The following is a 23,000-nucleotide window of genomic DNA, read 5'->3' as shown; positions in this document are numbered from 1 at the left end:
TGGCTACTGTAGCTTGAACCGTCCGGACGGTAAAGTTATTTCCAGGTACAGTCCCTCTTCATGGCTGCCGGTACGCGCGATCGAATACTCGACGCCCTCGAGAAGTTGTTACTCGACGTGGGAATCGCCCAGGTGACACTCGAAGCAGTCGCCGCCGAAGCAGAGGTCTCCAAGGGTGGTCTCCTGTACCACTTCCCCAGCAAAGAGGCACTTCTCGCGGCGATGGTGCGTCGCCTGGGCGAGCGCGCCGACGCCCAGCTCGCCGACGCCGTCTCAGGCGGCACCTCGCTGTCCGAGTGGTATCTCCAGGTTCCGGATGCCAGCACGACGGAAGAGCTGGCCCTCTATCGATCCACCATCGCCGCATTGCGCAGCGTCGACGGACAACACGACGAGATCCAGCGAGCGGTGATCGAGGTCATGCGCGGCTGGGACGAAGGCCTGCACAGCGAAATCGACGACCCGGTGCAGGCCGAGATCGTCCGACTGGTCGGCGACGGAATTTACCTCGCAGCACTACTCGGACTCCCCCTGCCCGAACCCGCGCTGTACAGCAAGGTCGTGGAGCGACTCCTGCAGAAGTAACTCAGGTGAGGTAGCGGTACGCCGGGCTACCCGGTTCAAGCCGCTCCACCTGCATCTGCGAGTGCTCCATCCGCTCGAGGAGGTCGCCGAGACCGTCCGCATTCCCCAACTCGATACCTACCAGGGCGGCGCCGGTCTCACGGTTGTTCCGTTTGACGTACTCGAACAGCGTGATGTCGTCCTCGGGACCGAGCACCTCGTCCAGGAATCGTCGCAGCGCGCCCGGTTCCTGCGGAAAATCGACGAGGAAGTAGTGCTTGAGACCGAGATGCACCAGCGACCGTTCCAGAATTTCGCCATAACGCGAGACGTCGTTGTTACCGCCCGACACGAGGCACACCACCGTCGAACCGGGTTCGAACGTGATGCTGCCGAGGGCGGCGACGGACAGTGCGCCGGCGGGCTCGGCGATGATGCCCTCGTTCTGGTACAGCTCGAGCATCGTGGTGCACAAGGCACCTTCGTCGAGGTTCGTCATGACGAAGCTCTCCGGATCGAGTCGGATCGTCGACCCGTCAGCCTGCAGCAGCGCCGTATGCGAAACGACCTCGGCGCCGAGCGCGGACACGACGGCGAACGGCAGGTCGCCGACCCGCTTCACCGAGGCACCGTCGACGAACGGGTCGATCTCCGACAGCGTGACCGGCGCCCCGGCCACCAGGGCGGCGGTCATCGACGCCGCGCCGGTCGGCTCCACGCCGACGAGGGCAGTCCGCGGCGCGTGAGCGTGAAGATAGGTCGCCATACCGGCGATGCACCCGCCTCCCCCGACCGGGACGACCACCGCGTCGGGAACCGTGTCGAGCTGCGCAAGGATCTCGGCGGCGATCGTCCCCTGGCCCGCCGCAGTGCGTGCGTCGTCGAACGGTGGGACCATCGTCGCCCCGGTGCGCAGCACATCGGCGGTGGCGGCAGCGGCCGCGGCATCGTAGGTCTCCCCCGTCAGAATGAGTTCGACGAACTCGCCGCCGTGCGCGCGGATGCGGTCGCGCTTCTGCTTCGGCGTACTGGACGGAACATAGATTCGTCCGACGATTCCCATTGCGCGGCAGGCGAAGGCCACTCCCTGCGCATGATTGCCCGCGCTGGCCGTCACCACACCCGCCGCACGTTCGTCCGGGGCGAGCTGAGCCATGAGGTTGTAGGCGCCCCGCAGCTTGTAGGAGCGGACGACCTGTAGGTCCTCACGCTTGAGATAGACATTCGCGCCGGTGAGCGCCGACAGTCGCTCGCTCCATTGCAGCGGCGTGGCGTCGATCACGTGGGAAATTCGCTCGATCGCCGCGTCGATGTCGCCCACGGTCAGGGGCGAAGTGGTGTTGCGGGCTGCGGTATCGGGCGATGTGGACACCCGCATATGTTCCCACCACCACAGCCCGCCGTACCAGCCGGGGCAATTCTCAGGCGGGCTCGAGAACGAAGACGGGAATTTCCCGGTCGGTGTTCTTCTGATAATCGGCGTAGTTGGGGAACGCAGCGACTGCGCGCTCCCACCAGGCTGCCTTCTCCTCGCCGGTCACCTCCCGGGCCACCATGTCCCGTGTCGTTCGACCGTCCCGGAGCTCGACGTGCGGATCGGCCTTCACGTTGTAGTACCACACGGGGTTCTTCGGAGCGCCGCCGAGGGACGCCACGATCGCATACTTTCCGTCATGCTCGACGCGCATCAGCGGGGTCTTGCGAAGCTTCCCGGATTTCGCGCCGCGGGTGGTCAACAGGACGACCGGCATTCCATTGAGCGTCGTACCTTCGGTGCCGTTGCTCGATTCGATCAACTCCGCTTGATCTGCGGCCCACTTGGACGGACTGGGTTCGTATTCACCTGTGAGTGGCATGCGTCCAGTGAACCCCGACCATCCGGTCTGCGCCACCGAACGCTTCGAATCGACAGCGAGCGCGAGTGTTCGTTGGACCGAACTCCCAGTTGCGCGTACCCTGATCGACACACACGGATCAACGAACAGCGAGGTGAACCCGCGATGACGACATCCGACACGCCGATCCCTCACGTCACAGGCAGCCGGCCTCCCCGCACCGTCGATCTCGCCGGTACCGCGTGGCCCCTCTACAAACTCGAAGCTCTCGCCGTCGGATTGCTGGTTTTCGTGGCCGTTCTGATCATCACCGAGGCCGTGCCGGTGGCCGTCCTCACCGCAGCCGCTGTCGCAGTGGTGGTCTGGTGGGTGCGCCGGCTCTTTCCCGACGCCCCACCCGAATAGGTCACACCGACAGACAGCTGGGCCCGAGCAGCGCCTTGAGGTCGCCCATCAACGCCGACGACGGCTCGACGCGCAGCACGTCGTCGACCTTCCACAACGTGATCTCGGTTCCACCGATCAACCGCACATGCACGTCCGAGGTTCCCGGGTGCCGAGTGAGTACCTGCCGGAGTGCGCCCAGCTTGTCTTTGGTGCACTGGCGCAACGGGAGGCTCACCGCCAGCGGCTTGGCGACACCGACTGCCGAAAGGTCCGGCACTGCAAGGTCGTTCGCGATAAGTGAGATGCGGTCGTCACGGACAGACACCCGCCCCTTGACGAGGACGACGGAATCCTCGGTGACGTCCATCCCGTAGACCGAGTACGCCTGCGGGAAGAACAGCACCTCGATACCGCCCGACAGATCCTCGAGCTGTGCCGACGCCCACGTCAGACCGTTCTTGTTGATCCGCCGGTTGACCGAGGCGAGAATACCGCCGACGGTGACCTGGGCGCCGTCCTTCACATCGCCTTCGAGGATGGCCGGAATCGCCGTGTCCGACTGGGCGGACAGGACGTGCTCGACGCCGTTGAGCGGATGCCCCGAAACGTAGAGCCCCAACATCTCGCGTTCCAACGCCAGTCGGTGCTTGCTGTCCCATTCCTCGTCGGGAATCTTGACGTTGAACACCGAGGAGATCGATTCGTCGGCGTCGTCGCCCCCGAACAGGTCGAACTGGCCGATGGCCTCCGCCTTCTTGGTACCCATCACCGCGTCGATCGCGTCGGCATGGACGAGCATGAGTCCCTTGCGGGGATGGCCGAGCGAGTCGAACCCACCCGCCTTGATCAACGATTCGGTGACCTTCTTGGAGCAGGCTGCGGCGTCGATCTTGTTGAGGTAGTCCGAGAAGTCCACGAACTTGGACTTCTCCTTCCTCGCCTTGATGATCGACGCGACCACATTGGCCCCGACGTTGCGCACCGCGCCCATGCCGAAGCGGATGTCTTCGCCGACCGAGGCGAAATTGACCTCCGACTCGTTCACGTCGGGCGGCAACACCGTGATACCCATCTTGCGGCAGTCGGCGAGATAGATGGCGGCCTTGTCCTTGTCGTCGCCTACCGAGGTGAGCAGGCCCGCCATGTACTCGGCGGGGTAGTTGGCCTTGAGATATCCCGTCCAGAACGACACCAGTCCATAGCCGGCGGCGTGAGACTTGTTGAAGGCGTAGCCGGCGAACGGGAGGATGGTGTCCCACAACGCCTTGATCGCCGGCTCGGAGAAGTTGTTGGCGAGCATGCCCTCGCGGAACCCGGCGTACGCCTCCTCCAGCACGGAGAGTTTCTTCTTACCCATGGCCCGACGGAGAATGTCGGCCTGCCCCAGCGAGTACCCGGCCACCTTCTGAGCGATCTGCATGATCTGCTCCTGGTAGACGATCAGCCCGTAGGTGTCGGCGAGAATCTCCTTCAGGGGCTCCTCGAGCTCCGGGTGGATGGGCTTGACCTCTTGGCGACCGTTCTTGCGGTCGGCATAGTCGTTGTGCGCGTTCATGCCCATCGGGCCCGGCCGATACAACGCGAGCACCGCGACGATGTCCTCGAAGCCGGTGGGCTGCATGCGGCGCAGCAGGTCCCGCATGGCGCTGCCGTCGAGCTGGAAGACACCGAGAGTGTCACCCCGCGAGAGCAATTCGTAGGTTGCCGGATCGTCGAGCGGTAGCGTGTCGAGGTCGAGGTCAATGCCTCGGTTGGCCTTGATGTTGTCGATGGCATCACCGATGACGGTGAGGTTTCGAAGGCCGAGGAAGTCCATCTTGAGGAGGCCGATGGCCTCACACGAGGGGTAGTCCCAACCGGTGATGATGGCGCCGTCCTGGGCGCGCTTCCACACCGGAATGGCGTCCATCAACGGCTCGGACGACATGATCACCGCGCAGGCGTGGACGCCCGCGTTGCGGATCAGGCCTTCGAGACCCTTGGCAGTCTGGTAGATCTTCGCGACGTCCGGGTTGGAGTCGATGAGGGCACGAACCTCCACCGCTTCCTTGTACCGCTCGTGATTCGGATCGGTGATGCCCGACACCGAGATGTCCTTGGCCATGATGGGCGGCGGCAGCGCCTTGGTGATCTGATCGGCGATCGCGAATCCCGGCTGACCGAACTGGACCCTGGCGGAGTCCTTGATGGCCGCCTTCGTCTTGATGGTGCCGAACGTGATGACCTGAGCCACCCGGTCGCTTCCCCACTTGTCGGTGGCGTAGCGCACCATTTCACCGCGCCGACGGTCGTCGAAGTCGATATCGATATCGGGCATCGACACGCGCTCGGGGTTGAGGAACCGCTCGAACAGCAGACCGTGTGGGATCGGATCGATATTGGTGATACCCATCGCGTACGCCACGAGCGACCCTGCGGCGGAACCTCGGCCGGGACCCACGCGGATACCCACCTCACGCGCGTGGTTGATCAGGTCACCGACGACGAGGAAGTATGCCGGGAAACCCATTTCGAGGATGACGCCGATCTCGTAATCGGCGCGGGCGAGGTACTCCTCGGGCGGTCCGTCGGGGAACCGGCGGTCCAGTCCGCGCATGACCTCCTTGCGCAGCCAGGTGCCCTGCGTCTCGCCCTCGGGGACCGGGAAGATCGGCATCCGGTCGTGGTGCGCCCACACGTCGTCGTACGACTGGACACGCTCGGCGATCAGCAGCGTGTTGTCGCACGCGCCGGGCACCTGGTCGTCCCACAGTGCCCGCATCTCCGCGGCGGACTTCAGGTAGTAGCCGTCGCCGTCGAACTTGAACCGGGTGGGATCGGACAGCGTCTTACCGGTCTGGATACAGAGGAGGGCCTCGTGGTTCTCCGCGGCGTCCTTGGTGACGTAGTGGCAGTCGTTGGTGGCGAGCGGCGGAATGTCGAGCTTCTTGCTGATCTCGAGCAGTCCCTCCCGGACCCGCCGTTCGATCGACAGACCGTGGTCCATCAGTTCGAGGAAGAAGTTGTCCTTGCCCCAGATCTCCTGCCACTTCGCGGCGGCTTCGAGGGCCTCCCGGTCGTGACCGAGCCGCAGGCGTGTCTGGATTTCACCGGACGGGCATCCGGTGGTGGCGATGATGCCCTCGTGGTAGGTGGCGATCAACTCCTCGTCCATGCGCGCCCACTTGCCGAGCTGCCCCTCGATCGACGCGAGGGAGGACAGCTTGAACAGGTTTCGCAGACCGGTGGCGTTCTCGGCAACCATCGTCATGTGGGTGTACGCACCGCTACCGGAGACGTCGTCGGACTTCTGGCTGCGGTCACCCCACAGAACCCTTTTGGTGTTGAAACGGGATTCGGGAGCAACGTAGGCCTCGATCCCGATGATCGGCTTGATGCCCTGCTTCTTCGCTACGTTGTAGAACTCGCTGGCACCGTACATGTTGCCGTGGTCGGTCATTCCCACCGCGGTCATTCCCAACCGCTCGGCCTCTTCGAACAGGGGGCCGACCTTGGCCGCACCGTCGAGCATCGAATACTCGGTGTGATTGTGCAGATGTACGAACGAGTCAGCCACGTGCGCCTCTCTGAAGGTCTGGGAGCCTCACGAGTGTAGGCCCTCGAACCGACACCACCCGCCGCTGCGGCGGGGTGTCGGCGAACTCGTGACGAGAGTTACTGGACGGGCTCCTGTGACGATCGCGCCGACTGCCTTCCGCGCCGAACACGCACCAGCGCATCGGTAGTGAAGATCGCAAGTGCCACCCAGATTAACGCGAATCCGATCCACCGGGAGGCCGGCATGTCCTCGTGCAGGACCGCGACGCCCCACATCATCTGCAGGGCAGGTGTCAAGTATTGCAACATTCCGAGCGTGCGCAGCGGCACTCGCTGCGCGGCAGCACCGAACAGCAGCAGCGGAAGCGCGGTCACCGGGCCGGCGGCGATGAGGAGCAGGCTGTGACCTGGCCCGTGCCCGAGGAACGTGCCGGTGCCGACGACCGACAGGTAGACGAGATAGCCGAGCGCGATCGGTCCCGCAACGATTCCTTCGGCGGTGAGACTGGTCCTCGGGTCCAGCGGCATCACCTTCTTACAGAGCCCGTACAGCGCGAAGGACAGCGCCAGGGTGAGCGCGATGTACGGCGGATGTCCGTAGTCGACGGTGATCACGACGACCGCCGCGGCGGCGAGCGCGAGGGCCACGATCTGCGCCGGCACCAGACGCTCCCGGAAGATCACTACCCCCAGCAGAACGCTCACCAGCGGGTTGATGAAATAGCCGAGTGCAGTCTCGACCACCCGGTCCGACGTCACGCCGTAGATGTACGTGCCCCAGTTGATCGCGATCAATGCCGACGCCGCGGCGACGAGGAGCCATGTCCGCACCCCGAGTCCGCGCAGCGAGCGGATGCGCCCGGACGCCCACAGCACCACGAGCATCAGGGCCAGCGTCCACACCACCCGATGGGCGAGAATCTCGACCGACCCCGCCGGGCCGAGAATTCCGAAGAACGCGGGAAAAGCACCCCAGAGCGCGTAGGCACCGACTCCGCAGGCAACGCCGACGGTTTCCGCCTTCCGCGCTGTCACGGGCCACCTCCGGATACCACCGCACCGTCGTTTGGGCCGGGCGAGACCGTCTCGGCCTGCTCGGGCAGAAGAGGCCGGATCGCGAAACGCCCGAACACCGCGTCGGCGTGCAGCGCCTCGACAGCGCGGACCGCCGAGGTCGAGCGCAGTGCGCCCAACCGGTCGAGGTCGCCCCGCACCACGATGCCGATCACACAGGCGCAGTCGCGCGCGAACTGCTGGGAGGACACCGCAGCAATGTTCCCCTGCCGGACCGTCTCGCCGGTCATGCGCTGGACCCGGGCGGACGCCAGGACGTGTGCGCGTTCGATCGCTGCGGCACCCGAGCCGACCGACACCGGCACGAGCGGCGTCTGGACCCGGTCGAGGGGAAGCCGAAACAGCAACTGTGACACCCGCACCGTGGCCGCGACCTCGCGCACGGTGTCGGAGGACACCGGCCGGGTGAACGACACCAGGGCCCAGTGCTCGTTCCCGGGCGGCTGTTCCAGCGTTCCGGCCGCACGAGCCACATAATCGGACACCACTTCGCCGTTGTCCGGACCGAGAGCATCTGACGTGACGAGCGGGGCTCGAACCGGATTGGTGATTCCCAGCACGATCACCAGGAGCAACACCACCGCGATGGTGACACCGACCGGGACGGCGACTCCGGTCGGGCGGCCGCGGATCACCTCAGCTGGACCGGAGAACCTCGAGAGCATCCTCGAGGTCTTTCGGATACTTGGACGTGATTTCCACCCACCGCCCGTCCGCCGGATGCGCGAAGCCGAGCGATCGAGCGTGCAACCACTGGCGCTCGAGACCGAGCCGTTCCGCCAGCCGGGGGTCCGCGCCATAGGTGAGGTCACCGCAGCACGGATGCCGCAGAGCCGCGAAGTGCACGCGGATCTGGTGGGTCCGTCCCGTCTCGAGGTGAATGTCCAGCAGGCTCGCCGCCTGAAACGCCTCCACGGTGTCGTAGTGCGTGATGCTGGGCTTGCCGTCCGCGGTGACCGTGAACTTCCAGTCGTTGCTGCGATGCCGCCCGATCGGTGCGTCGATGGTTCCGCTACTCGGATCGGGGTGACCCTGCACGAGGGCGTGATACCGCTTGTCGATGGTCCGCTGTTTGAATGCGCGCTTGAGAAGCGTGTAGGCGCGCTCGGACGTGGCCACCACCATCACACCCGACGTGCCGACGTCGAGCCGATGGACGATGCCCTGCCGTTCGTGCGCACCCGACGTCGAAATCCGGAAACCTGCGGCGGCCAGGCCGCCGATCACCGTGGGACCGGTCCAGCCCACACTGGCATGGGCGGCCACACCCACCGGCTTGTCGACTGCGACGACGTCGTCGTCGGCGTACAGGATTTCCATACCCTCGACGGGTTCCGCCTCGATCGTCAGCGGGCGCGGCGGCTCCGGGAGTTCCACCTCCAGCCACGTCCCGGCCGAGAGTCGATCGGATTTTCCGACGGGCGCTCCGTCGACGAGAACCGACCCGTCCTCGGTGAGCTGCGCGACCGCGGTCCTCGAGAGCCCGAGCAGTCGCGCGAGGCCGGCGTCGACCCGCATCGAGTCGAGCCCGTCCGGGACCGGCATCGACCGAGTTTCCCTCACTTCTTCTCCACCTTCCGAGTTCCGTCCGGTTCGAGGCCTATCAGGGTGAGCACGACGAGTAAGACCGCACCGCACACGATGCCGGAGTCGGCCACATTGAACACCGGCCACCAGCCGACGGAGACGAAGTCGACGACGTGCCCCTGCATCACTCCCGGTGCCCGGAAGAAACGGTCGACCAAGTTGCCCAGGGCGCCACCGAGGACGAGTCCCAGACCGAGCGCCCACCACGGTGACCGCAGAGTCCGTCCGATGCGCACGACCCCGATGACCACACCGACGGCCACCAGCGTGAGCAACCACGTCATGCCCGTGGCCATCGAGAACGCGGCACCCGGGTTGCGCACGAGACGCAGGGTGACCACGTCGCCGATCACCCGAACCGACTCCCCCGGCTCGATCCTGGCAACGGCGAGCACCTTGGTCACGAGGTCGGTGATCAGCACGACACCGGCGATCACGAACAGCAACCGCATGCGCTGATACCGTGCAGCCGCGGGCGCGGAGGTGGTGGTCGTGTCGGTGTCGTTCGGGTCTTCGGCGGCGGTGTCGTTCTCGGCCGCGGGGTCTTGACTCACCCGTCCATCATCCACTACGCGGGCAAGCCGCGGTTCACGCGCTCCCGTGCCCACTAACCTGGGGGCGTGCCACTGTTCTCGAAAGCTTCGCGACCCGGTTCCTCTCTCCTCGCCGCAACACTCTCCGTGGTCGCTCTGGCCGCGGGCTGTGGAAGTGACGACGACTCCTCGCAGGCAGGTCCCGCGGGAACCACGTCGACCACCGCCGAGGTGACGGTCCCCATCTCCGCGACGACCGTCCGGCTGACTCGGCCCGGTGACGAGCCGCGAGAGGTGCTTCAGCGCCGGCCGGCGGTAGACGTCGCCCAGCAGGTGCAGCTGACCACGGGCGCCGAGGTATTCCAGCGGATCGACGATCAGCCGGTCCAGGACTTTTCCTCCCCCGAGATCACGGTGCCCCTCACCGCGGTGGTCACACGCCCGACCGAAGACGCCGACGGGGCCATCGCCCTCGACCTCACGCTCGGCGCCGTGACGAGTCCGGACTCCCGCCTGGCGAGCGCCCTGGAAGCGAGCAAGGGATCCGGGGCCGGCTTCACGTTCGATTCGACCGGCGCGATCACCGCCCTTCGCCTCCGTCCTGCGGCCGAATCGCAGGACATAGCGCGTTCGGCAATCGAGCAGGCGTTCTATCAGGCGGTGTACCGCACTATCGCCTTCCCCGCCGAACCCGTCGGCATAGGAGCGCAGTGGACCATCCATCAGAAAGTCATGAGCGGCATCGCCCTGGATCAAACCACTGTCGCCACCCTCACCGCCCGCGACGGGAACCGGGTGACCATCGACTACACCGTCGACCAGACACCGCAGTCACCGATCTGGCAGCTCCCCGGTGAGGCGGGGACCCTGAACGTCGACCAGTACGTCATGCGGGGGGCGGGCACGACGACCGTCGATCTCGGCCTTCCGCTGCCTGTCGCCGGGACGGTGACCGTGTCCGGTGAGCAGCAATACAGTGACCCGGAGGGCGCCACCCTTCTGCGGCAGACCACCTCGAACCGCGTGCAGTGGGGATCCTGATGCGCGCCAGTGCCATCGCTGCCGTCCTGACAGCCCTCGCAGTGTCGGCGTGCTCGTCGGCCGCAGACAGCGAACCGGGATCCGACGAGTTCCTCGCACCGCTCGGCCCGATGGTCACGGCGCCCCCCGACGCCGCCGGTGCTCCGTTCCCTGATCCGGCCGTGCTGCGGGCCGCACTGCTCGACGTCGGTGACCTTCCCGTCGGCTTCTCCCCCGTCGCCGACCCCGAGGAGGACCTCGGACTCCCGCCGGCCTCCGAGGCCGCGCAGTCCGACAAGTCGAGCACCGACCCGGCCCTGTGCAGCGCCGTCCTGTCCCCTGTTGCGGATCAGCATCCCGGCGCCGCTGCGTCCGCGTCGGCCTGGTTTCAGGGCCCGAACTTCACGACCGTCGATCAAGATGCGGCGAGCTACCCCACGGCCGCCGACGCGGCACAGGCGTTCACCGACATCCAGACCACCCTCGCCCATTGCACCGACTACTCCGGCACGGACGCCGACGGGGTGGACGTGCAGTACCGGGTCGGCGGCCGGGACGGACGACCCGCGGGCGATGCGTCGACCGGGTTCCGGCTCGTCACCACCAGTGACGGCTTCAGCCTCGTCTCGGATGTGGTCGTCGCGATGACCGGAAGCACCGTGACCCAGTTGGTGGCCACCGGGCAGGAGCCGATCGACGAGGGCGTCTTCGAGGACATGACGCACGCCGCCGTGAGCAAGCTCGCGTCCGCGCCTGCCAGCTGAGCGGCCGACTCGAAACGACCGATGCCGGCGTCCCGTGACGGGACGCCGGCATCGGCACCTACTTTTTATCGGTCCGTCGGGACCGGATCGTCTTCGATCAGGCGGGGCACGCCGGCGAGGTCAGCTGCGCGAGCGACACGATCTGGCACGCGGTGACCTTCGACAGCTTCCATTCGCCGTTCTCGCCCGGGATGAAGATCGCGGGCAGACCACCCTGCTGAACCTGGCCGTTGACGGTCAGCTGCAGCTGGCCACTGGCGGTGCCGTCACCGTTGTCGATGACCGGGTCGAGCACGGTGACCTCGGCGTTGTTTGCCTTGGCTGCGGCGGCGACCTGGTTGATCAGCTGAGGGTCCTGCTCGGAGCCCTCGACCATGACCGACTTCTCCTCGAGGGGCGTGTTGGGATCGAGACCCTTGACGAGCAGAGCGTTGAGTTCGGCGGCGGTGGGCACCTCGATGGCTTCCGAGGTTTCGGCTGCGGAAGTCGTGGTGGTCGTGGTCTTGGTCGCCGTGTCGCTGTCGTCCGAACCACAGGCGGACATCGTGAGGGCTGCGGCGATCGCTACTGCGGCAACCGTGATCTTACGAAGCTTCAACTGAATAACCTCTTCATTCTCGGGTGTTCGTTCTCGGGCGAACTCAGCATCGAAGTGCTGCATCCTGGGGCAACATTACCCAAGGGTAAGCACCAGCCCCCGAGGCTACCTTCTCGCCGAGCCACCCTCCACTCCGTCCCAGCCAGGCCGGAACCTCAGGCGAGGGAGCCCTCCACTCCTGCGTGCTCGAGTTGCTCGTCGTCCTCCTTGAAGGTGCGGGCTATGCCGGGACCTGTTGTGCGCGTTTCGAATCGGACGGTCACGACACCATGCCCCGCCCCCTGGACCCACCCGTGCCCGAAGTCGGGGTGCCTCACGTCCAGACCCGGATGCCATCGTCGATCGGGTTCGCGTGCCGGGATCGGCTGCACGGGCGACACCGCGTCACCGCCTTCGTTTCGCGTCGCCGCCGAGTCCGGATAGCCGGGCACGTCCAGATCCAGTTCGGGGAACAGCGACCCTTGCCGCACCGTCGACAGACCGGCGAAACCGACCCCGACAAGGCGCACGGGACCGAGCTCGAGAGGGTCGATCACCTGCCGCTGAGCCGCGGCGACCAGGGTGGGACGATCCAGGGTGGCGTAGGGCAAGGTGACCGATCGGGTGACGATGCTCATGTCCGCCTTCTTCAACTTGAGCACCACCGTCCGTGCCGCGCGGCCGTCCTTCTGCAGGCGCGCGAAGGCGGAACCCGCACTCGACTCGACCGCTCCCCGCAGCTCCGCGAGGGTGACGATGTCGGTGGCATAGGTGGTCTCGGCACTGACCTGTTTCGACTCGGCCCGCTCGGCAACTGGCCGATTGTCGATCCCCCGCGCCAGCCGGTGCAAGCCGGGGCCGATCGTGGTGCCGAGAATGGAAGCCACCTCGGATTCGGGAGTGCGCGCGAAACTTCCGATCGTCTCGATGCCGAGGCGTTTGAGCTTGTCCTCGGCGACGGGACCTATGCCCCACAACTTCCGCACGGGCAACCCGTCGAGCAACTCCTGCTGTTCCTCCGGCGCGATGACGGTGATTCCATTCGGCTTGGCCAGACCGGACGCGATCTTCGCCACCTGCTTGCCGGATCCCGCACCGATCGACGCGACCAGTCCGGTTTCTTCGAAGACCAGGGCGCGCAGGGCTTCGCAGTACCGGCGGACAGTGGCCGGGTCCACCCCGGCCAGCTCCGCCGGTTCACCGAACGCCTCGTCCATCGACAGCTGCTCGAGCACGGGCATGGGGCCACGCAGCGCATCGAACACGGACTTGCTCAACATCCCGTACAGCCGGCCGCGCGGCGGCAACACGACGGCACCGGGCCCGACGAGCCGCCGGGCCTGGTGCATCGGCATCGCGGAACGGGCGCCGAACACCCGCGCCTCGTAACTGGCCCCGGCGACCACCCCACGACCGCCGAGCCCACCGACGAGCACCGGGCGGCCACGCAACGTCGGCCGGGTGAGCTGCTCCACGGAGGCGAAGAAGGCATCCATGTCGAGGTGCAGCACCCATCGACGACTCACCTGGTGCAACCTACCCGCGCGGTCCGACAGATCACACCTTCGAGATGGCCGCCCGCACACCCTCACCGAGCTCGACCGCGTCGGCGGGCGCCTCTGCCAGTTCGAGCTCGACAGCGAGGATCTCGCCCGCGATCAGCTCGCGGTGAGCACGTGCCCAGTCCCGCCGTTCGGCCGGGACCTCGAGCACCACGGTGATCCGGTCCGACACGTCGAGGCCCGCCGCCCGGCGCGCATCCTGCAACTCACGGATGCGGTCCTTCGCCCAGCCCTCGGCTTCGAGTTCCTCGGTGACGGCGGAGTCGAGAACCACCAGGCCGGCCCCATCAGGCAGGGCTGCCGTCGACTCCGGTTCGGCGGCGACCAGCCGCTGCGTGTACTCCTCCGGCAGCAACTCGATCCCCGCCGCGGTGACGACGCCGTCCGAGTTCTCCGACCAGTCACCGGCCTTCACTGCCTTGATGACGGTCTGCACGTCCTTGCCCAGGCGCGGCCCCGCGGCACGCGCGTTGACGACGAGCTCGAAACGGCCGTGCACGTCCACATCCGTCGTGAGGTCGACCTTCTTCACATTCACCTCGTCGGCAATCAGTCCCAGATAAGGGCGCAGACGCTCGGCGTCGTCCGCGGCCACCGTCACCTCCGGCAGCGGCAACCGCACCCGCAGGTTCTGGGCCTTCCGCAGACCCAGCACCGTCGAACACACCGACCGAACCTCGTCCATCGCCGACACCAACTCCGCATCCGCCGGCAAATCACCTGCGGCCGGCCAGTCGGCGAGGTGCACGGACCGTCCGCCGGTGAGCCCACGCCAGATGACCTCACTGATCAGCGGCAGCAACGGAGCTGCGAGACGGGTGACCACCTCGAGCACCGTGTGGAGGGTGTCGACGGCGTCCTTGTCCTCGTCCCAGAAACGCGAACGCGACCGCCGCACATACCAGTTCGTCAACGCATCACAGAACGTGCGCAGTTCGTCGCACGCCCCGGCGATGTCGTTCGTCTCGAGCGCATCGGTGATCACGTCCCTGGTGCCGGCCAGCTTGGCGAGGATGTACCGGTCGAGGACGTTGGTCGAGTCGGTCCGCCACTGACCCGGCTTCGGCGCGTACAGCTGCAGGAAACTCCATGCGTTCCACAACGGCAGCAGCGCCTGCCGGACACCCTCACGGATGCCCTGCTCGGTGACCACGAGATTTCCGCCCCGCAGGATCGGCGAAGACATGAGGAACCACCGCATGGCGTCCGAACCGTCGCGCTCGAACACCTCCTTGACATCCGGGTAGTTGCCCTTCGACTTGCTCATCTTCAGTCCGTCGTCACCGAGGACGATGCCGTGGGCCGCAACCGTCTTGAACGCGGGACGGTCGAACAATGCCGTCGCCAGCACGTGCAGCGTGTAGAACCAGCCGCGGGTCTGGCCGTTGTACTCCACGATGAAATCGCCCGGGAAGTGCGCGGTGTCATCCCCCGTCGCCCCAATGAACCACTCGCGGTTCTCGAACGGGTAATGCACCTGGGCGTACGGCATCGACCCGGATTCGAACCAGCAGTCGAGCACCTCGGGCACGCGACGCATCATCGACTTCCCCGTCGGATCGTCCGGGTTCGGGCGCACGAGGTCGTCGATCATCGGCCGGTGCAGATCGGTCGGGCGCACGCCGAAGTCGCGCTCGAGTTCGTCGAGCGAGCCGTACACGTCGGTCCGCGGATAGGCCGGGTCGTCGGAGACCCACACCGGGATGGGGCTGCCCCAGTACCTGTTCCGGCTGATGTTCCAGTCTCGGGCACCCTCGAGCCACTTGCCGAACTGTCCGTCGCGGATGTGCTCCGGCACCCAGGTGATCTCCTGGTTCAGTTCCACCATCCGATCGCGGAACTTGGTGACCGCGACGAACCACGACGGGACCGCCATGTAGATGAGCGGCTGCCCGCTGCGCCAGCTGTGCGGATACGAGTGCTCAATCGTCTCGTGCCGCAGCAACTTTCCAGCAGCCTTGAGGTCCTTGATGATCGCCGGGTTCGCGTCGAACACCAAGAGCCCCTCGTAGGGCGGCACCATCGACGTGAACTTGCCACCCGCGTCGAGCGGCTGGACCAATTCGATGCCGTTGCGGAGGCAGTAGTCGTAGTCCTCCTCACCGAAAGCCGGGGCCATGTGCACGATTCCGGTACCGGACTCGGTGGTGACGTAGTCGGCCGAGATGACGCGGTGCGCGTTCTCGTGACCGGCAAAGAAGTCGAACGGCGGGTCGTAGTGCAGACCGATGAGGTCGGCCCCCGTGTGCTCGGACAGCACGTCCGGCGAGTCCCCGACTTCCCGCGCGTAGTGGCCCAGACGATCGCGGGCGAGCACATAGCGTTTCCCGTCGAGACCCGACACCTGCACGTAGTCGATGTCGGGGTGCACCGCGATCGCGAGGTTGGACGGCAGAGTCCACGGCGTCGTGGTCCAGATGATCGCGTTCGCGCCGTCCAGCGGGCCCTCACCGCGCAGCGGCATGTCGACGGTGACGGCCGGGTCCTGACGCATCTTGTAGGCGTCGTCGAGTCGGGTCTCCTGATTCGACAGCGGCGTCTGCTCGTACCAGCTGTACGGCAGTACGCGGAAACCCTGGTAGATCAGCCCCTTGTCGAACAACTCCTTGAAGGCCCACATGACCGACTCCATGAAGTCGAGGTCCAGGGTCTTGTAATCGTTGTCGAAGTCGACCCACCTGGCCTGACGGGTGACATAGTTGCGCCACTCGTCGGTGTATCGCAGAACCGAGGACTTGCAGTATTCGTTGAACTTCTCGAGACCCATGACGTCGATCTCGGACTTGTCCTTGATGCCGAGCTGCTTCTCCGCCTCGAGTTCGGCCGGAAGGCCGTGGCAGTCCCAGCCGAACCGGCGCTCGACCTTCTTGCCGCGCATGGTCTGGAAACGTGGGATGAGGTCTTTGACATACCCGGTCAACAGGTGACCGTAGTGCGGAAGACCGTTGGCGAACGGCGGGCCGTCGTAGAAGACGAATTCCTCGGCACCTTCACGCTGTGTCACGGACGCCCGGAAAGTGTCGTCCTCGTCCCACCCCGCGAGCACACGCTGCTCCACCTGAGGGAACTTGACGCCCGCATCCTGCGGAACGCCGTAATCGACCTTCGGGTAGGACTCGTTGGTGCTGGTGACGTTACTGGTGGTGCTCACCGCGATCTCCTCGTGCCTGACGTACTCGGCACGGGGACGACGGGGACGCCTCCTGCGTCACCACCGCGGTACCACCCCGCTTGCACTCCGAGGAGTGCCTCTCACTAGCGGGCTGTGACGGGCCCACCCGTTCGGTTCTACTGAGCCTGCGTACGGCCGTTCTTCCGAAGGCTCCCCGGTGATGGCCGGATCGACGCCGTGGTTGTCTCGCTAATCTGAAATTGCTCGCTCTATGTAGTGTAGTCGTCCTCGCCGTGGGAAACCGGCGCGGTCAGTCACTCGACGGGTCGGTGGGCGGAACTGAATCGACACCGCGGCCGGACACCGCTGCCGTCCGCCTGCCCGCGAGGGCACTGATCAACAGCAGCACCGCACCCGCGACGCACACCACGATGCATCCCCAGGCCCAGATGACCGAACCGGTCATCAGAGCGACCACCAGGAGGGCGAACCCCACCGCTGCAAGAACGAGTGTCACGACCAGCACGGCTCAACCTCTATCCGGGCCGCTGGCTGGGCAACTACCGCACGCTCAGTCAGCTATTGCCCTTGGCGTAGGACTGGCTGTAATTCGACTGCGATCCGCCCTGCGCGAACGAATCCTGACCACCGTCCACCGGAACGGCGGAACCCCGCTGCTCCAGCTCCTCGAGCTGCGACTCCAGGTACGACTTCAGCCGCACGCGGTATTCACGCTCGAAGGTCTTGAGCTGCTCGATGCGACCCTCCAGCACCGACCGCTGCTGGTTGATCGTCGCCATGATCTCGGTGTGCTTCTTCTCCGCGTCCGCCTGCAGTGCGTCGGCCTTCTCCTTGGCCTGCCGCAGCTGGGTCTCGGAACGAGTCTGCGCGTCCGTGATCAGCGCCTCGGACTTCTGCCGAGCATCCGCAATCATCGATTCCGAACGCTGCCGCGCGTCGCTGACCAGCTGCTCCGAATTGGTGCGGGCATTACCGAGAAGTTGCTCGGATTCGGTCTTCGCATCGCTGGTGAGGCGATCAGCCATCTCCTGGGCGAGCCCGAGCACCTTGGCGGCCTGCATGTGAGCGTCCGCTCCCTGCGGTGCCGCCTGCGGAGCCGCGGCGGCCGGGGCCGGTGCGGGCGCCGGCGCCTTGGGCTGCTCGACGACACGAGCGGGCTCGGCCTTGGGCGCAGGCGTTGAGGCTGCGCCGGACGGGCGCGGGGCCTTCTTCGCATCGGCGAGTTCCTTGTCGAGCTCACCCACTCGCTGCCGAAGGTCGGCGTTCTCCTCGATCAGGCGCGACAACTCTTGCTCGACAAGGTCGAGAAACGCATCGACCTCGTCTTCGTTGTAGCCCCGCTTACCGATCGGCGGCTTGCTGAACGCGACATTGTGCACATCAGCTGGAGTCAGCGGCATGGAAGGATCCCTTCACGCGTCATTTGGCGGTCTAGCAAGCATTCAGTTACAGCGCAGTCTACGTAACGGTGAACCAACACTGGATCAATGGGGTCCATTCTGTCACACCAGACCCGTAGCACGCGCTTGCCCCTGAACGATCGACATCAGGATGAAGACGATGAACAGCAAGACCATGATGGATAGATCCAACCGCACCCCGCCGAGATTTATCGGGGGGATCAACCGCCGCAGCAGCTTGACCGGCGGATCTGTGACCGTAAATATCGCCTCGAGAATGACGACCACGACGCCGGTCGGCCGCCAGTCCCGAGCGAAGGTCCGTACGAACTCGACGATGATTCTGCCGATGAGAAGCAGCCAGAAAACGAACAGTATCAAATAGATCACCGAGAACAAGGCCACACCTTCACTCTGCCTGAAACAGTTCGGTCTATCAAAACGGGCCGCGTGACCAGGGCACTCTGCACCTCAGCCACCGCAGCCCGCGTGATGTCCGAACGTCCCGATCCCGATGATCACCCTTCGGTTTTCCCTGACCGCTTCGCCCATGCCTGCTGCACGCCGTGCTACTTCTGACTGTAGAAGCCCGTCTCGGCGATCCGGCGGCGCTCCTCGGCCGAGACGTCGATATCGGCGGGTGAGAGCAAGAACACCTTCGTCGCCACCTTGTCGAAGGAGCCGCGCAAGGCGAACGCCAGGCCCGCCGCGAAGTCGACGAGACGCTTCGCGTCGGCGTTGCTCATCTCCACGAGGTCCATGATGACCGGGGTGCCGTCGCGGAAGCGCTCACCGATGGTGCGCGCCTCGCTGTAGTCGCGGGGCCGCAGCGTCGTGATCTTCGAGAGCGGACCGCCCTCGTCGAAGAGAGGTCCGCGGCGGCTTTCCACCCGCTCGGATCGAGTATCGACAGCGAGCGCACCGCGGGTGCTCCCCCGGACCGACCCACTCACGCCGGGGCGCGCCGAACGCACAGCCACAGGCTCGACCCGCGACGCGTGCCGCGGGCCTTCATAGCGGTCGAACTCGTCGTCGAGATCGTCGCGCCGACCCGGGGCATATGCCGCCTTGCTGAACGAAGGCTCGGCGAAGTCCCGGTCGTCGCGGTCGAGATACGGATCACGTCCACCGTCCCGTACCGGGCGTGCAGGCCTGCGCGCAGGCTCCGGCTCGTCCAGGTACTCGTCCTCGTAGTCGTCGAGGGGAACCATGCCGAAGTAAGCCTTGAACTTGTGCAGACTGCTCATTGATCGACCTTCCTTGGCGCGGCGGACAGGATCCCGCTACGACCGGTCGCAGCGGTGTGGACGGGTTGGCGATCACCCAGCCGACTTTCCTTCGAGGCTCGCCTCGGCGATCATTTCGAGGTTATAGGCCTCGCGCCCAACAGAGCGGTTCCGACACGCACGCACGTCGACCCGTGTCGGACAGCGTGCTCGAGATCATTCGTCATCCCCGCTGAGAGCTCCGTCGCATCGGGATGCTCCAGGCACAACCGGGCGTGAATGTTGTACAGCTCCTCGAATGCCGCATCCGGGTCGGCCTCGATCGGCGGGACGGCCATCAGACCCCGGAATTCGAGGTGTGGAGCCGACCGAACCTGCGCCGCAAGGCTTTCGAGGTCGCCCACCACAGCGCCGCCACGCTGGGGATCACCGTCGAGACTGACCTGGAGCAACACTCGGAGCGGCTCCGTGCGTTCTCCCGCCTCGACGGCCGCGGTCGCTGCCTTACCGAGCGCGCCGACCAGGCGCTCGCTGTCCACCGAGTGAATTGCGTACGCCCACTGGGCGATCGCCCGGGCCTTGTTTCGTTGTAGGTGGCCGATCATGTGCCACCGCACCGCCGGGTCCGGATTTCGGGCGCGGAACTCGCCGATCTTCGCGGTCGCTTCCTGCTCACGCGACTCACCGAACTCGCGGCAACCGAGTTCATAGAGGATGCGGGCATCGGACTCCGGGAAAAACTTGGTGACCGGGAGGAGCGTCACCTCCGAGGGTTCGCGTCCCGCCGCACGGCACGCCGCATCCAGCCGCTGCCGGACAGCCCCGAGCGCATCCGAAATCTGCGCGACACGGTCACCCGCTCCGCTCGCCTCCGGAACACGGTCACCCGCTCCGCTCGCCTCCGGAACACGATCCATCGCCGTCAACTCCCACACCCTCTCGCGCGCCTACCTGCCGCCCTGCCCAGTATCCATCCAGATCACCGCTGCGAGCCGGCCGGTCGGTGCCTCCCGCCGATGACTGAAGAGGGTCCGGTCCTCGATGGTGCAACGCGGATCCTCGGCGACACCTGACACTCCCGCGTCGAGCAGTTGCCTGCGGATGCCGGCCCGCAGGTCGAGACCGGGGGTCCCCTTCACCGTGCGGGCGGCACTGCCGGGAAGGTACTTTTCGACATCCGCCTGCATTGCGGCGGGAACCTCGTACTGGCGTCCACTCGCGGCCGGGCCGAGGAAGGCACCGATCCGTCCGATCCGGGCGCCCTGCTGCACCATCACCTCGAGAACCCGGGGGACGATACCGATGCGTGCACCGATCCGTCCGGCGTGCACGGCCGCGATGACGCCCGCCTCCTCGTCGGAGAGCAGGACAGGCACACAGTCGGCGCTGAGCGTGGCCAGCGCCAAACCCGGCACCGTGGTCACCAACGCGTCGGTTGCCGGCACAGCCGTATCGGTCGGTCTGTCGACCACCGTCACCGTGCGACTGTGAATCTGTTCCATCCAGATCAGGTGGTCGAACGGAACACCGATCTTTGCGGCCAGCCGACGACGATTGGCCTCTACCGCGCCGGGGTCGTCCCCCACGTGGTCACCCAGATTGAAGGACTCGTACGGTCCGACGGAGTGCCCACCCGCACGTGCGGTGACGACGCGGCGAACCCGGAATCCGGGACCCGACGGCGAAGTCAACGACGCATGAAGGAGGGCACGTCGACGTCGTCTTCGCCCTCCTCGTCGGACACCGGCACGGGCCGGGAAGAGCCGTTTCCGGACAACGGAGGCAGACTGCTCGCGCTGTGCGAGCTGATCGTCTCGCGTGTCACGGACATCGGCTCACCGCCCTGCGGCTCCGCGCCCTGGTTCACTTCACCCGCGCGTCCGGCCCCGATGGCGCTGCGGCCGGCGGCGGTGGACTCGACCGGACGACGGGCCGGCGTGCCGCCGTCGAATCCGGCGGCGATGACGGTGACCCGCACCTCGTCACCCAGCGAGTCGTCGATCACGGTGCCGAAGATGATGTTGGCATCGATGTGCGCCGCTTCCTGGACGAGCGAGGCGGCCTCGTTGATCTCGAACAGTCCGAGGTCGCTGCCACCCGCGATCGACAGCAGGACGCCGCGCGCACCCTCCATCGATGCTTCGAGGAGAGGTGAATTGATCGCGGACTCGGCAGCCTTGATGGCACGCCCCTCACCGCGCGAGGACCCGATGCCCATCAGCGCGCTACCGGCCCCGGACATGACGCCCTTGACGTCGGCGAAGTCGACGTTGATCAGACCCGGGGTGGTGATGAGGTCGGTGATGCCCTGAACACCGTTGAGGAGGACCTCGTCGGCGCTGCGGAACGCATCCATGAGGCTCACCGCGGCGTCACCGAGCTGAAGAAGGCGGTCGTTCGGGATGACGATGAGGGTGTCGCACGATTCGCGCAGCGACTGGATGCCGGTATCGGCCTGCCCGCCGCGACGCTTCCCCTCGAACGAGAAGGGTCTGGTCACCACACCGACGGTGAGGGCCCCGAGCTTGCGCGCGATACTCGCGACGACGGGGGCGCCGCCGGTACCCGTACCGCCGCCCTCACCGGCCGTGACGAACACCATGTCGGCGCCCTTGAGCACTTCCTCGATCTCGTCCTTGTGGTCTTCTGCGGCCTTGCGGCCGACTTCGGGATCCGCGCCGGCTCCGAGGCCGCGGGTGAGTTCACGGCCGACGTCGAGCTTGACGTCGGCATCACTCATCAGCAGCGCTTGCGCGTCCGTGTTGACGGCAATGAACTCAACTCCCTTGAGTCCCTGCTCGATCATCCGGTTGACTGCGTTCACGCCGCCGCCGCCGATGCCGACGACCTTTATTACGGCGAGGTAGTTGTGCGGGGGCGTCATCGGCTCTCGCCTTCCATGAGTGTGTATCACGCTTTCGTACAAATCAGTCGGGTAAACTCTCAACCTGAACCATAGGGTTACGGTTATGTCAAGTGCTCGACTAGAGCGAAACGCTATGCACCGTCATCGGGATACGCCATTAGGCGCGCCGAGACTCGCCGAGTTTTTTGACGAACTCGCTCGCTGGAGCCAACTACGAATTTCATTCCCCTACCGCACCGTCGGGAGATCAGGACTCGACACGTCGTACGTCTGCCCGGGCTGAGTCAGCAGGGGCAAGGTGACCGCCGCCTTGCGTTCGGACTTCTCCGTGCCGCCCCACACCACGACGCGGCCGTCGAGCAACGTCACCGAGATGTCCGAAATGGATTTGGCCGCAACCTCACCCACCTGCCCGCGCAATTGCGGCGGCATCGACTCGAGCACCTCGAGCGCAGCCGCGGTACTGGGATCACCCCACCCGGGAGTGTCGGTCACCAGGCGAGGAACGCCGGGAGGCGGTGGCGCAATCTCGTAGTCGACAGCGTCGGCGTCCAGAAGATGCGTGCCGTCGGGAGTATCGACGAACACGACCGGCACGCGTTCGGTCACCGTCACCCGGATGGTGGACGGATACATTCTCTGCACGCGGGCGGTAGCCACCTTGGGGATCGCGGCGACCCGTTGCGCGGCCGCCACGGTGTCGACGCGCAGCAGTGGCTGCCCCTGCGGCACGGCGAGTACCTGTCGAATCTGTTCCTCGGGAATGCTCGTGGCACCCGCGACATCGGTGGACCGGACCGACAACAGCGGCGTGAACCAGGCCACCAGACCGAGCGCCACGACCACCACGACACCGATCAAACCGGTCACCGCCGGCCTGCGATACCACGGCCGTCCCGGCCCCTGCTCCACGTCCGGAGATGCTGCGGCCGGGA

22 protein-coding genes are annotated in these 23,000 nt (G+C 66.0%); 4 read left to right on the top strand and 18 right to left on the bottom strand.

The features are described 5' to 3' along the window. The first annotated feature begins 60 nt into the window (after positions 1–60). The gene (locus GFS60_RS13020) at positions 61–585 is read left to right on the top strand and encodes a TetR/AcrR family transcriptional regulator (RefSeq protein ID WP_159921753.1); all 525 of its coding nucleotides are present in this window, start codon (positions 61–63) and stop codon (positions 583–585) included. A gap of 1 nt (position 586) precedes the next feature. On the opposite strand, the gene ilvA is transcribed toward GFS60_RS13020, so the two are convergent. Beyond that, a complete protein-coding gene (ilvA, locus tag GFS60_RS13015; protein ID WP_159921751.1) occupies positions 587–1,936 on the bottom strand; it encodes a threonine ammonia-lyase IlvA in 1,350 nt (449 codons plus the stop codon). 49 nt (positions 1,937–1,985) lie between these two features. Beyond that, positions 1,986–2,420 (bottom strand): nitroreductase family deazaflavin-dependent oxidoreductase, encoded by a 435-nt coding sequence (locus GFS60_RS13010; RefSeq protein WP_159921749.1) that lies wholly within the window; start codon positions 2,418–2,420, stop codon positions 1,986–1,988. Positions 2,421–2,564: 144 nt separating this feature from the next. Between GFS60_RS13010 and GFS60_RS13005 the strand changes: the two genes are divergently transcribed. Continuing rightward, positions 2,565–2,804: a hypothetical protein gene (locus GFS60_RS13005; RefSeq protein WP_159921747.1), complete on the top strand. Its 240-nt coding sequence runs from the start codon at positions 2,565–2,567 to the stop codon at positions 2,802–2,804. Position 2,805: 1 nt separating this feature from the next. On the opposite strand, the gene dnaE is transcribed toward GFS60_RS13005, so the two are convergent. The 5 genes from dnaE to lspA form a co-directional block, all read right to left on the bottom strand. Next, a complete protein-coding gene (gene dnaE / locus GFS60_RS13000) occupies positions 2,806–6,342 on the bottom strand; it encodes a DNA polymerase III subunit alpha (RefSeq protein WP_109329304.1) in 3,537 nt (1,178 codons plus the stop codon). A gap of 98 nt (positions 6,343–6,440) precedes the next feature. Beyond that, a complete protein-coding gene (gene rarD / locus GFS60_RS12995) occupies positions 6,441–7,358 on the bottom strand; it encodes an EamA family transporter RarD (RefSeq protein WP_159921745.1) in 918 nt (305 codons plus the stop codon). Further along, entirely contained in the window at positions 7,355–8,062 is a 708-nt protein-coding gene (locus tag GFS60_RS12990) for a hypothetical protein (protein ID WP_236603449.1), read from the bottom strand. Before GFS60_RS12990 ends, rarD begins: the two co-directional genes overlap by 4 nt. Further along, complete coding sequence (locus tag GFS60_RS12985) at positions 8,034–8,942, bottom strand: RluA family pseudouridine synthase (RefSeq protein WP_201453613.1); 909 nt, start codon at positions 8,940–8,942, stop codon at positions 8,034–8,036. The genes GFS60_RS12990 and GFS60_RS12985 overlap by 29 nt, the downstream gene beginning before the upstream one ends. 14 nt (positions 8,943–8,956) lie before the next feature. Beyond that, the gene (gene lspA, locus GFS60_RS12980) at positions 8,957–9,553 is read right to left on the bottom strand and encodes a signal peptidase II (protein WP_201453562.1); all 597 of its coding nucleotides are present in this window, start codon (positions 9,551–9,553) and stop codon (positions 8,957–8,959) included. Between the two features lie 51 nt (positions 9,554–9,604). Between lspA and GFS60_RS12975 the strand changes: the two genes are divergently transcribed. Both GFS60_RS12975 and GFS60_RS12970 read left to right on the top strand, forming a co-directional pair. Then, positions 9,605–10,558: a hypothetical protein gene (locus tag GFS60_RS12975; RefSeq protein WP_159921739.1), complete on the top strand. Its 954-nt coding sequence runs from the start codon at positions 9,605–9,607 to the stop codon at positions 10,556–10,558. Next, positions 10,558–11,301 carry a sensor domain-containing protein gene (locus GFS60_RS12970; protein WP_159921737.1) on the top strand — a complete coding sequence of 248 codons (744 nt, stop codon included), beginning with the start codon at positions 10,558–10,560 and terminating at the stop codon, positions 11,299–11,301. The genes GFS60_RS12975 and GFS60_RS12970 overlap by 1 nt, the downstream gene beginning before the upstream one ends. Positions 11,302–11,398: 97 nt before the next feature. Here the strand turns inward: GFS60_RS12970 and GFS60_RS12965 are convergent, their stop codons facing one another. The 11 genes from GFS60_RS12965 to GFS60_RS12915 form a co-directional block, all read right to left on the bottom strand. Then, the gene (locus GFS60_RS12965; RefSeq protein ID WP_159921735.1) at positions 11,399–11,899 is read right to left on the bottom strand and encodes a hypothetical protein; all 501 of its coding nucleotides are present in this window, start codon (positions 11,897–11,899) and stop codon (positions 11,399–11,401) included. 155 nt (positions 11,900–12,054) lie between these two features. Beyond that, complete coding sequence (locus GFS60_RS12960; protein ID WP_442972191.1) at positions 12,055–13,404, bottom strand: DNA polymerase IV; 1,350 nt, start codon at positions 13,402–13,404, stop codon at positions 12,055–12,057. Positions 13,405–13,435: 31 nt separating this feature from the next. Next, positions 13,436–16,591 (bottom strand): isoleucine--tRNA ligase, encoded by a 3,156-nt coding sequence (gene ileS, locus GFS60_RS12955; RefSeq protein ID WP_159921733.1) that lies wholly within the window; start codon positions 16,589–16,591, stop codon positions 13,436–13,438. A 271-nt stretch (positions 16,592–16,862) separates the two neighbouring features. Further along, the gene (locus tag GFS60_RS12950; RefSeq protein WP_159921731.1) at positions 16,863–17,078 is read right to left on the bottom strand and encodes a hypothetical protein; all 216 of its coding nucleotides are present in this window, start codon (positions 17,076–17,078) and stop codon (positions 16,863–16,865) included. 49 nt (positions 17,079–17,127) lie between these two features. Beyond that, positions 17,128–17,973 carry a DivIVA-like cell division protein Wag31 gene (wag31, locus tag GFS60_RS12945; protein ID WP_159921729.1) on the bottom strand — a complete coding sequence of 282 codons (846 nt, stop codon included), beginning with the start codon at positions 17,971–17,973 and terminating at the stop codon, positions 17,128–17,130. Positions 17,974–18,075: 102 nt separating this feature from the next. Beyond that, positions 18,076–18,378: a YggT family protein gene (locus GFS60_RS12940; RefSeq protein ID WP_005247609.1), complete on the bottom strand. Its 303-nt coding sequence runs from the start codon at positions 18,376–18,378 to the stop codon at positions 18,076–18,078. 164 nt (positions 18,379–18,542) lie between these two features. Further along, a complete protein-coding gene (locus GFS60_RS12935) occupies positions 18,543–19,220 on the bottom strand; it encodes a cell division protein SepF (protein ID WP_159921727.1) in 678 nt (225 codons plus the stop codon). A gap of 110 nt (positions 19,221–19,330) precedes the next feature. Further along, positions 19,331–20,116 (bottom strand): YggS family pyridoxal phosphate-dependent enzyme, encoded by a 786-nt coding sequence (locus GFS60_RS12930; protein WP_159921725.1) that lies wholly within the window; start codon positions 20,114–20,116, stop codon positions 19,331–19,333. A 30-nt stretch (positions 20,117–20,146) separates the two neighbouring features. Further along, the gene (gene pgeF, locus GFS60_RS12925; protein ID WP_159921723.1) at positions 20,147–20,890 is read right to left on the bottom strand and encodes a peptidoglycan editing factor PgeF; all 744 of its coding nucleotides are present in this window, start codon (positions 20,888–20,890) and stop codon (positions 20,147–20,149) included. Continuing rightward, positions 20,887–22,083, bottom strand: a complete 1,197-nt coding sequence (ftsZ, locus tag GFS60_RS12920) for a cell division protein FtsZ (protein ID WP_109329280.1) — start codon at positions 22,081–22,083, stop codon at positions 20,887–20,889. Before ftsZ ends, pgeF begins: the two co-directional genes overlap by 4 nt. A 210-nt stretch (positions 22,084–22,293) precedes the next feature. Continuing rightward, positions 22,294–22,935: a cell division protein FtsQ/DivIB gene (locus GFS60_RS12915; protein WP_159927136.1), complete on the bottom strand. Its 642-nt coding sequence runs from the start codon at positions 22,933–22,935 to the stop codon at positions 22,294–22,296. Positions 22,936–23,000 lie beyond the last annotated feature (65 nt).

This window comes from Rhodococcus sp. WAY2, assembly GCF_009859915.1.
In the GTDB taxonomy this organism is placed as follows: domain Bacteria; phylum Actinomycetota; class Actinomycetes; order Mycobacteriales; family Mycobacteriaceae; genus Rhodococcus_F; species Rhodococcus_F oxybenzonivorans.
The sequence above is the reverse complement of the archived record's forward strand: the minus strand, read 5'-3'. Positions and strand labels throughout refer to the sequence as shown.

What these genes read in the sequence shown, in the direction of transcription:
- GFS60_RS13020 (WP_159921753.1), top strand. Translation starts at nt 61, where the DNA reads ATGGCTGCCGGTACGCGCGATCGAATACTCGACGCCCTCGAGAAGTTG.
- GFS60_RS13010 (WP_159921749.1), bottom strand. Translation starts at nt 2,420, where the DNA reads ATGCCACTCACAGGTGAATACGAACCCAGTCCGTCCAAGTGGGCCGCA.
- GFS60_RS13005 (WP_159921747.1), top strand. Translation starts at nt 2,565, where the DNA reads ATGACGACATCCGACACGCCGATCCCTCACGTCACAGGCAGCCGGCCT.
- GFS60_RS12990 (WP_236603449.1), bottom strand. Translation starts at nt 8,062, where the DNA reads ATGCTCTCGAGGTTCTCCGGTCCAGCTGAGGTGATCCGCGGCCGCCCG.
- GFS60_RS12985 (WP_201453613.1), bottom strand. Translation starts at nt 8,942, where the DNA reads ATGCCGGTCCCGGACGGGCTCGACTCGATGCGGGTCGACGCCGGCCTC.
- GFS60_RS12970 (WP_159921737.1), top strand. Translation starts at nt 10,558, where the DNA reads ATGCGCGCCAGTGCCATCGCTGCCGTCCTGACAGCCCTCGCAGTGTCG.
- wag31 (WP_159921729.1), bottom strand. Translation starts at nt 17,973, where the DNA reads ATGCCGCTGACTCCAGCTGATGTGCACAATGTCGCGTTCAGCAAGCCG.
- GFS60_RS12935 (WP_159921727.1), bottom strand. Translation starts at nt 19,220, where the DNA reads ATGAGCAGTCTGCACAAGTTCAAGGCTTACTTCGGCATGGTTCCCCTC.
- GFS60_RS12930 (WP_159921725.1), bottom strand. Translation starts at nt 20,116, where the DNA reads ATGGATCGTGTTCCGGAGGCGAGCGGAGCGGGTGACCGTGTTCCGGAG.
- ftsZ (WP_109329280.1), bottom strand. Translation starts at nt 22,083, where the DNA reads ATGACGCCCCCGCACAACTACCTCGCCGTAATAAAGGTCGTCGGCATC.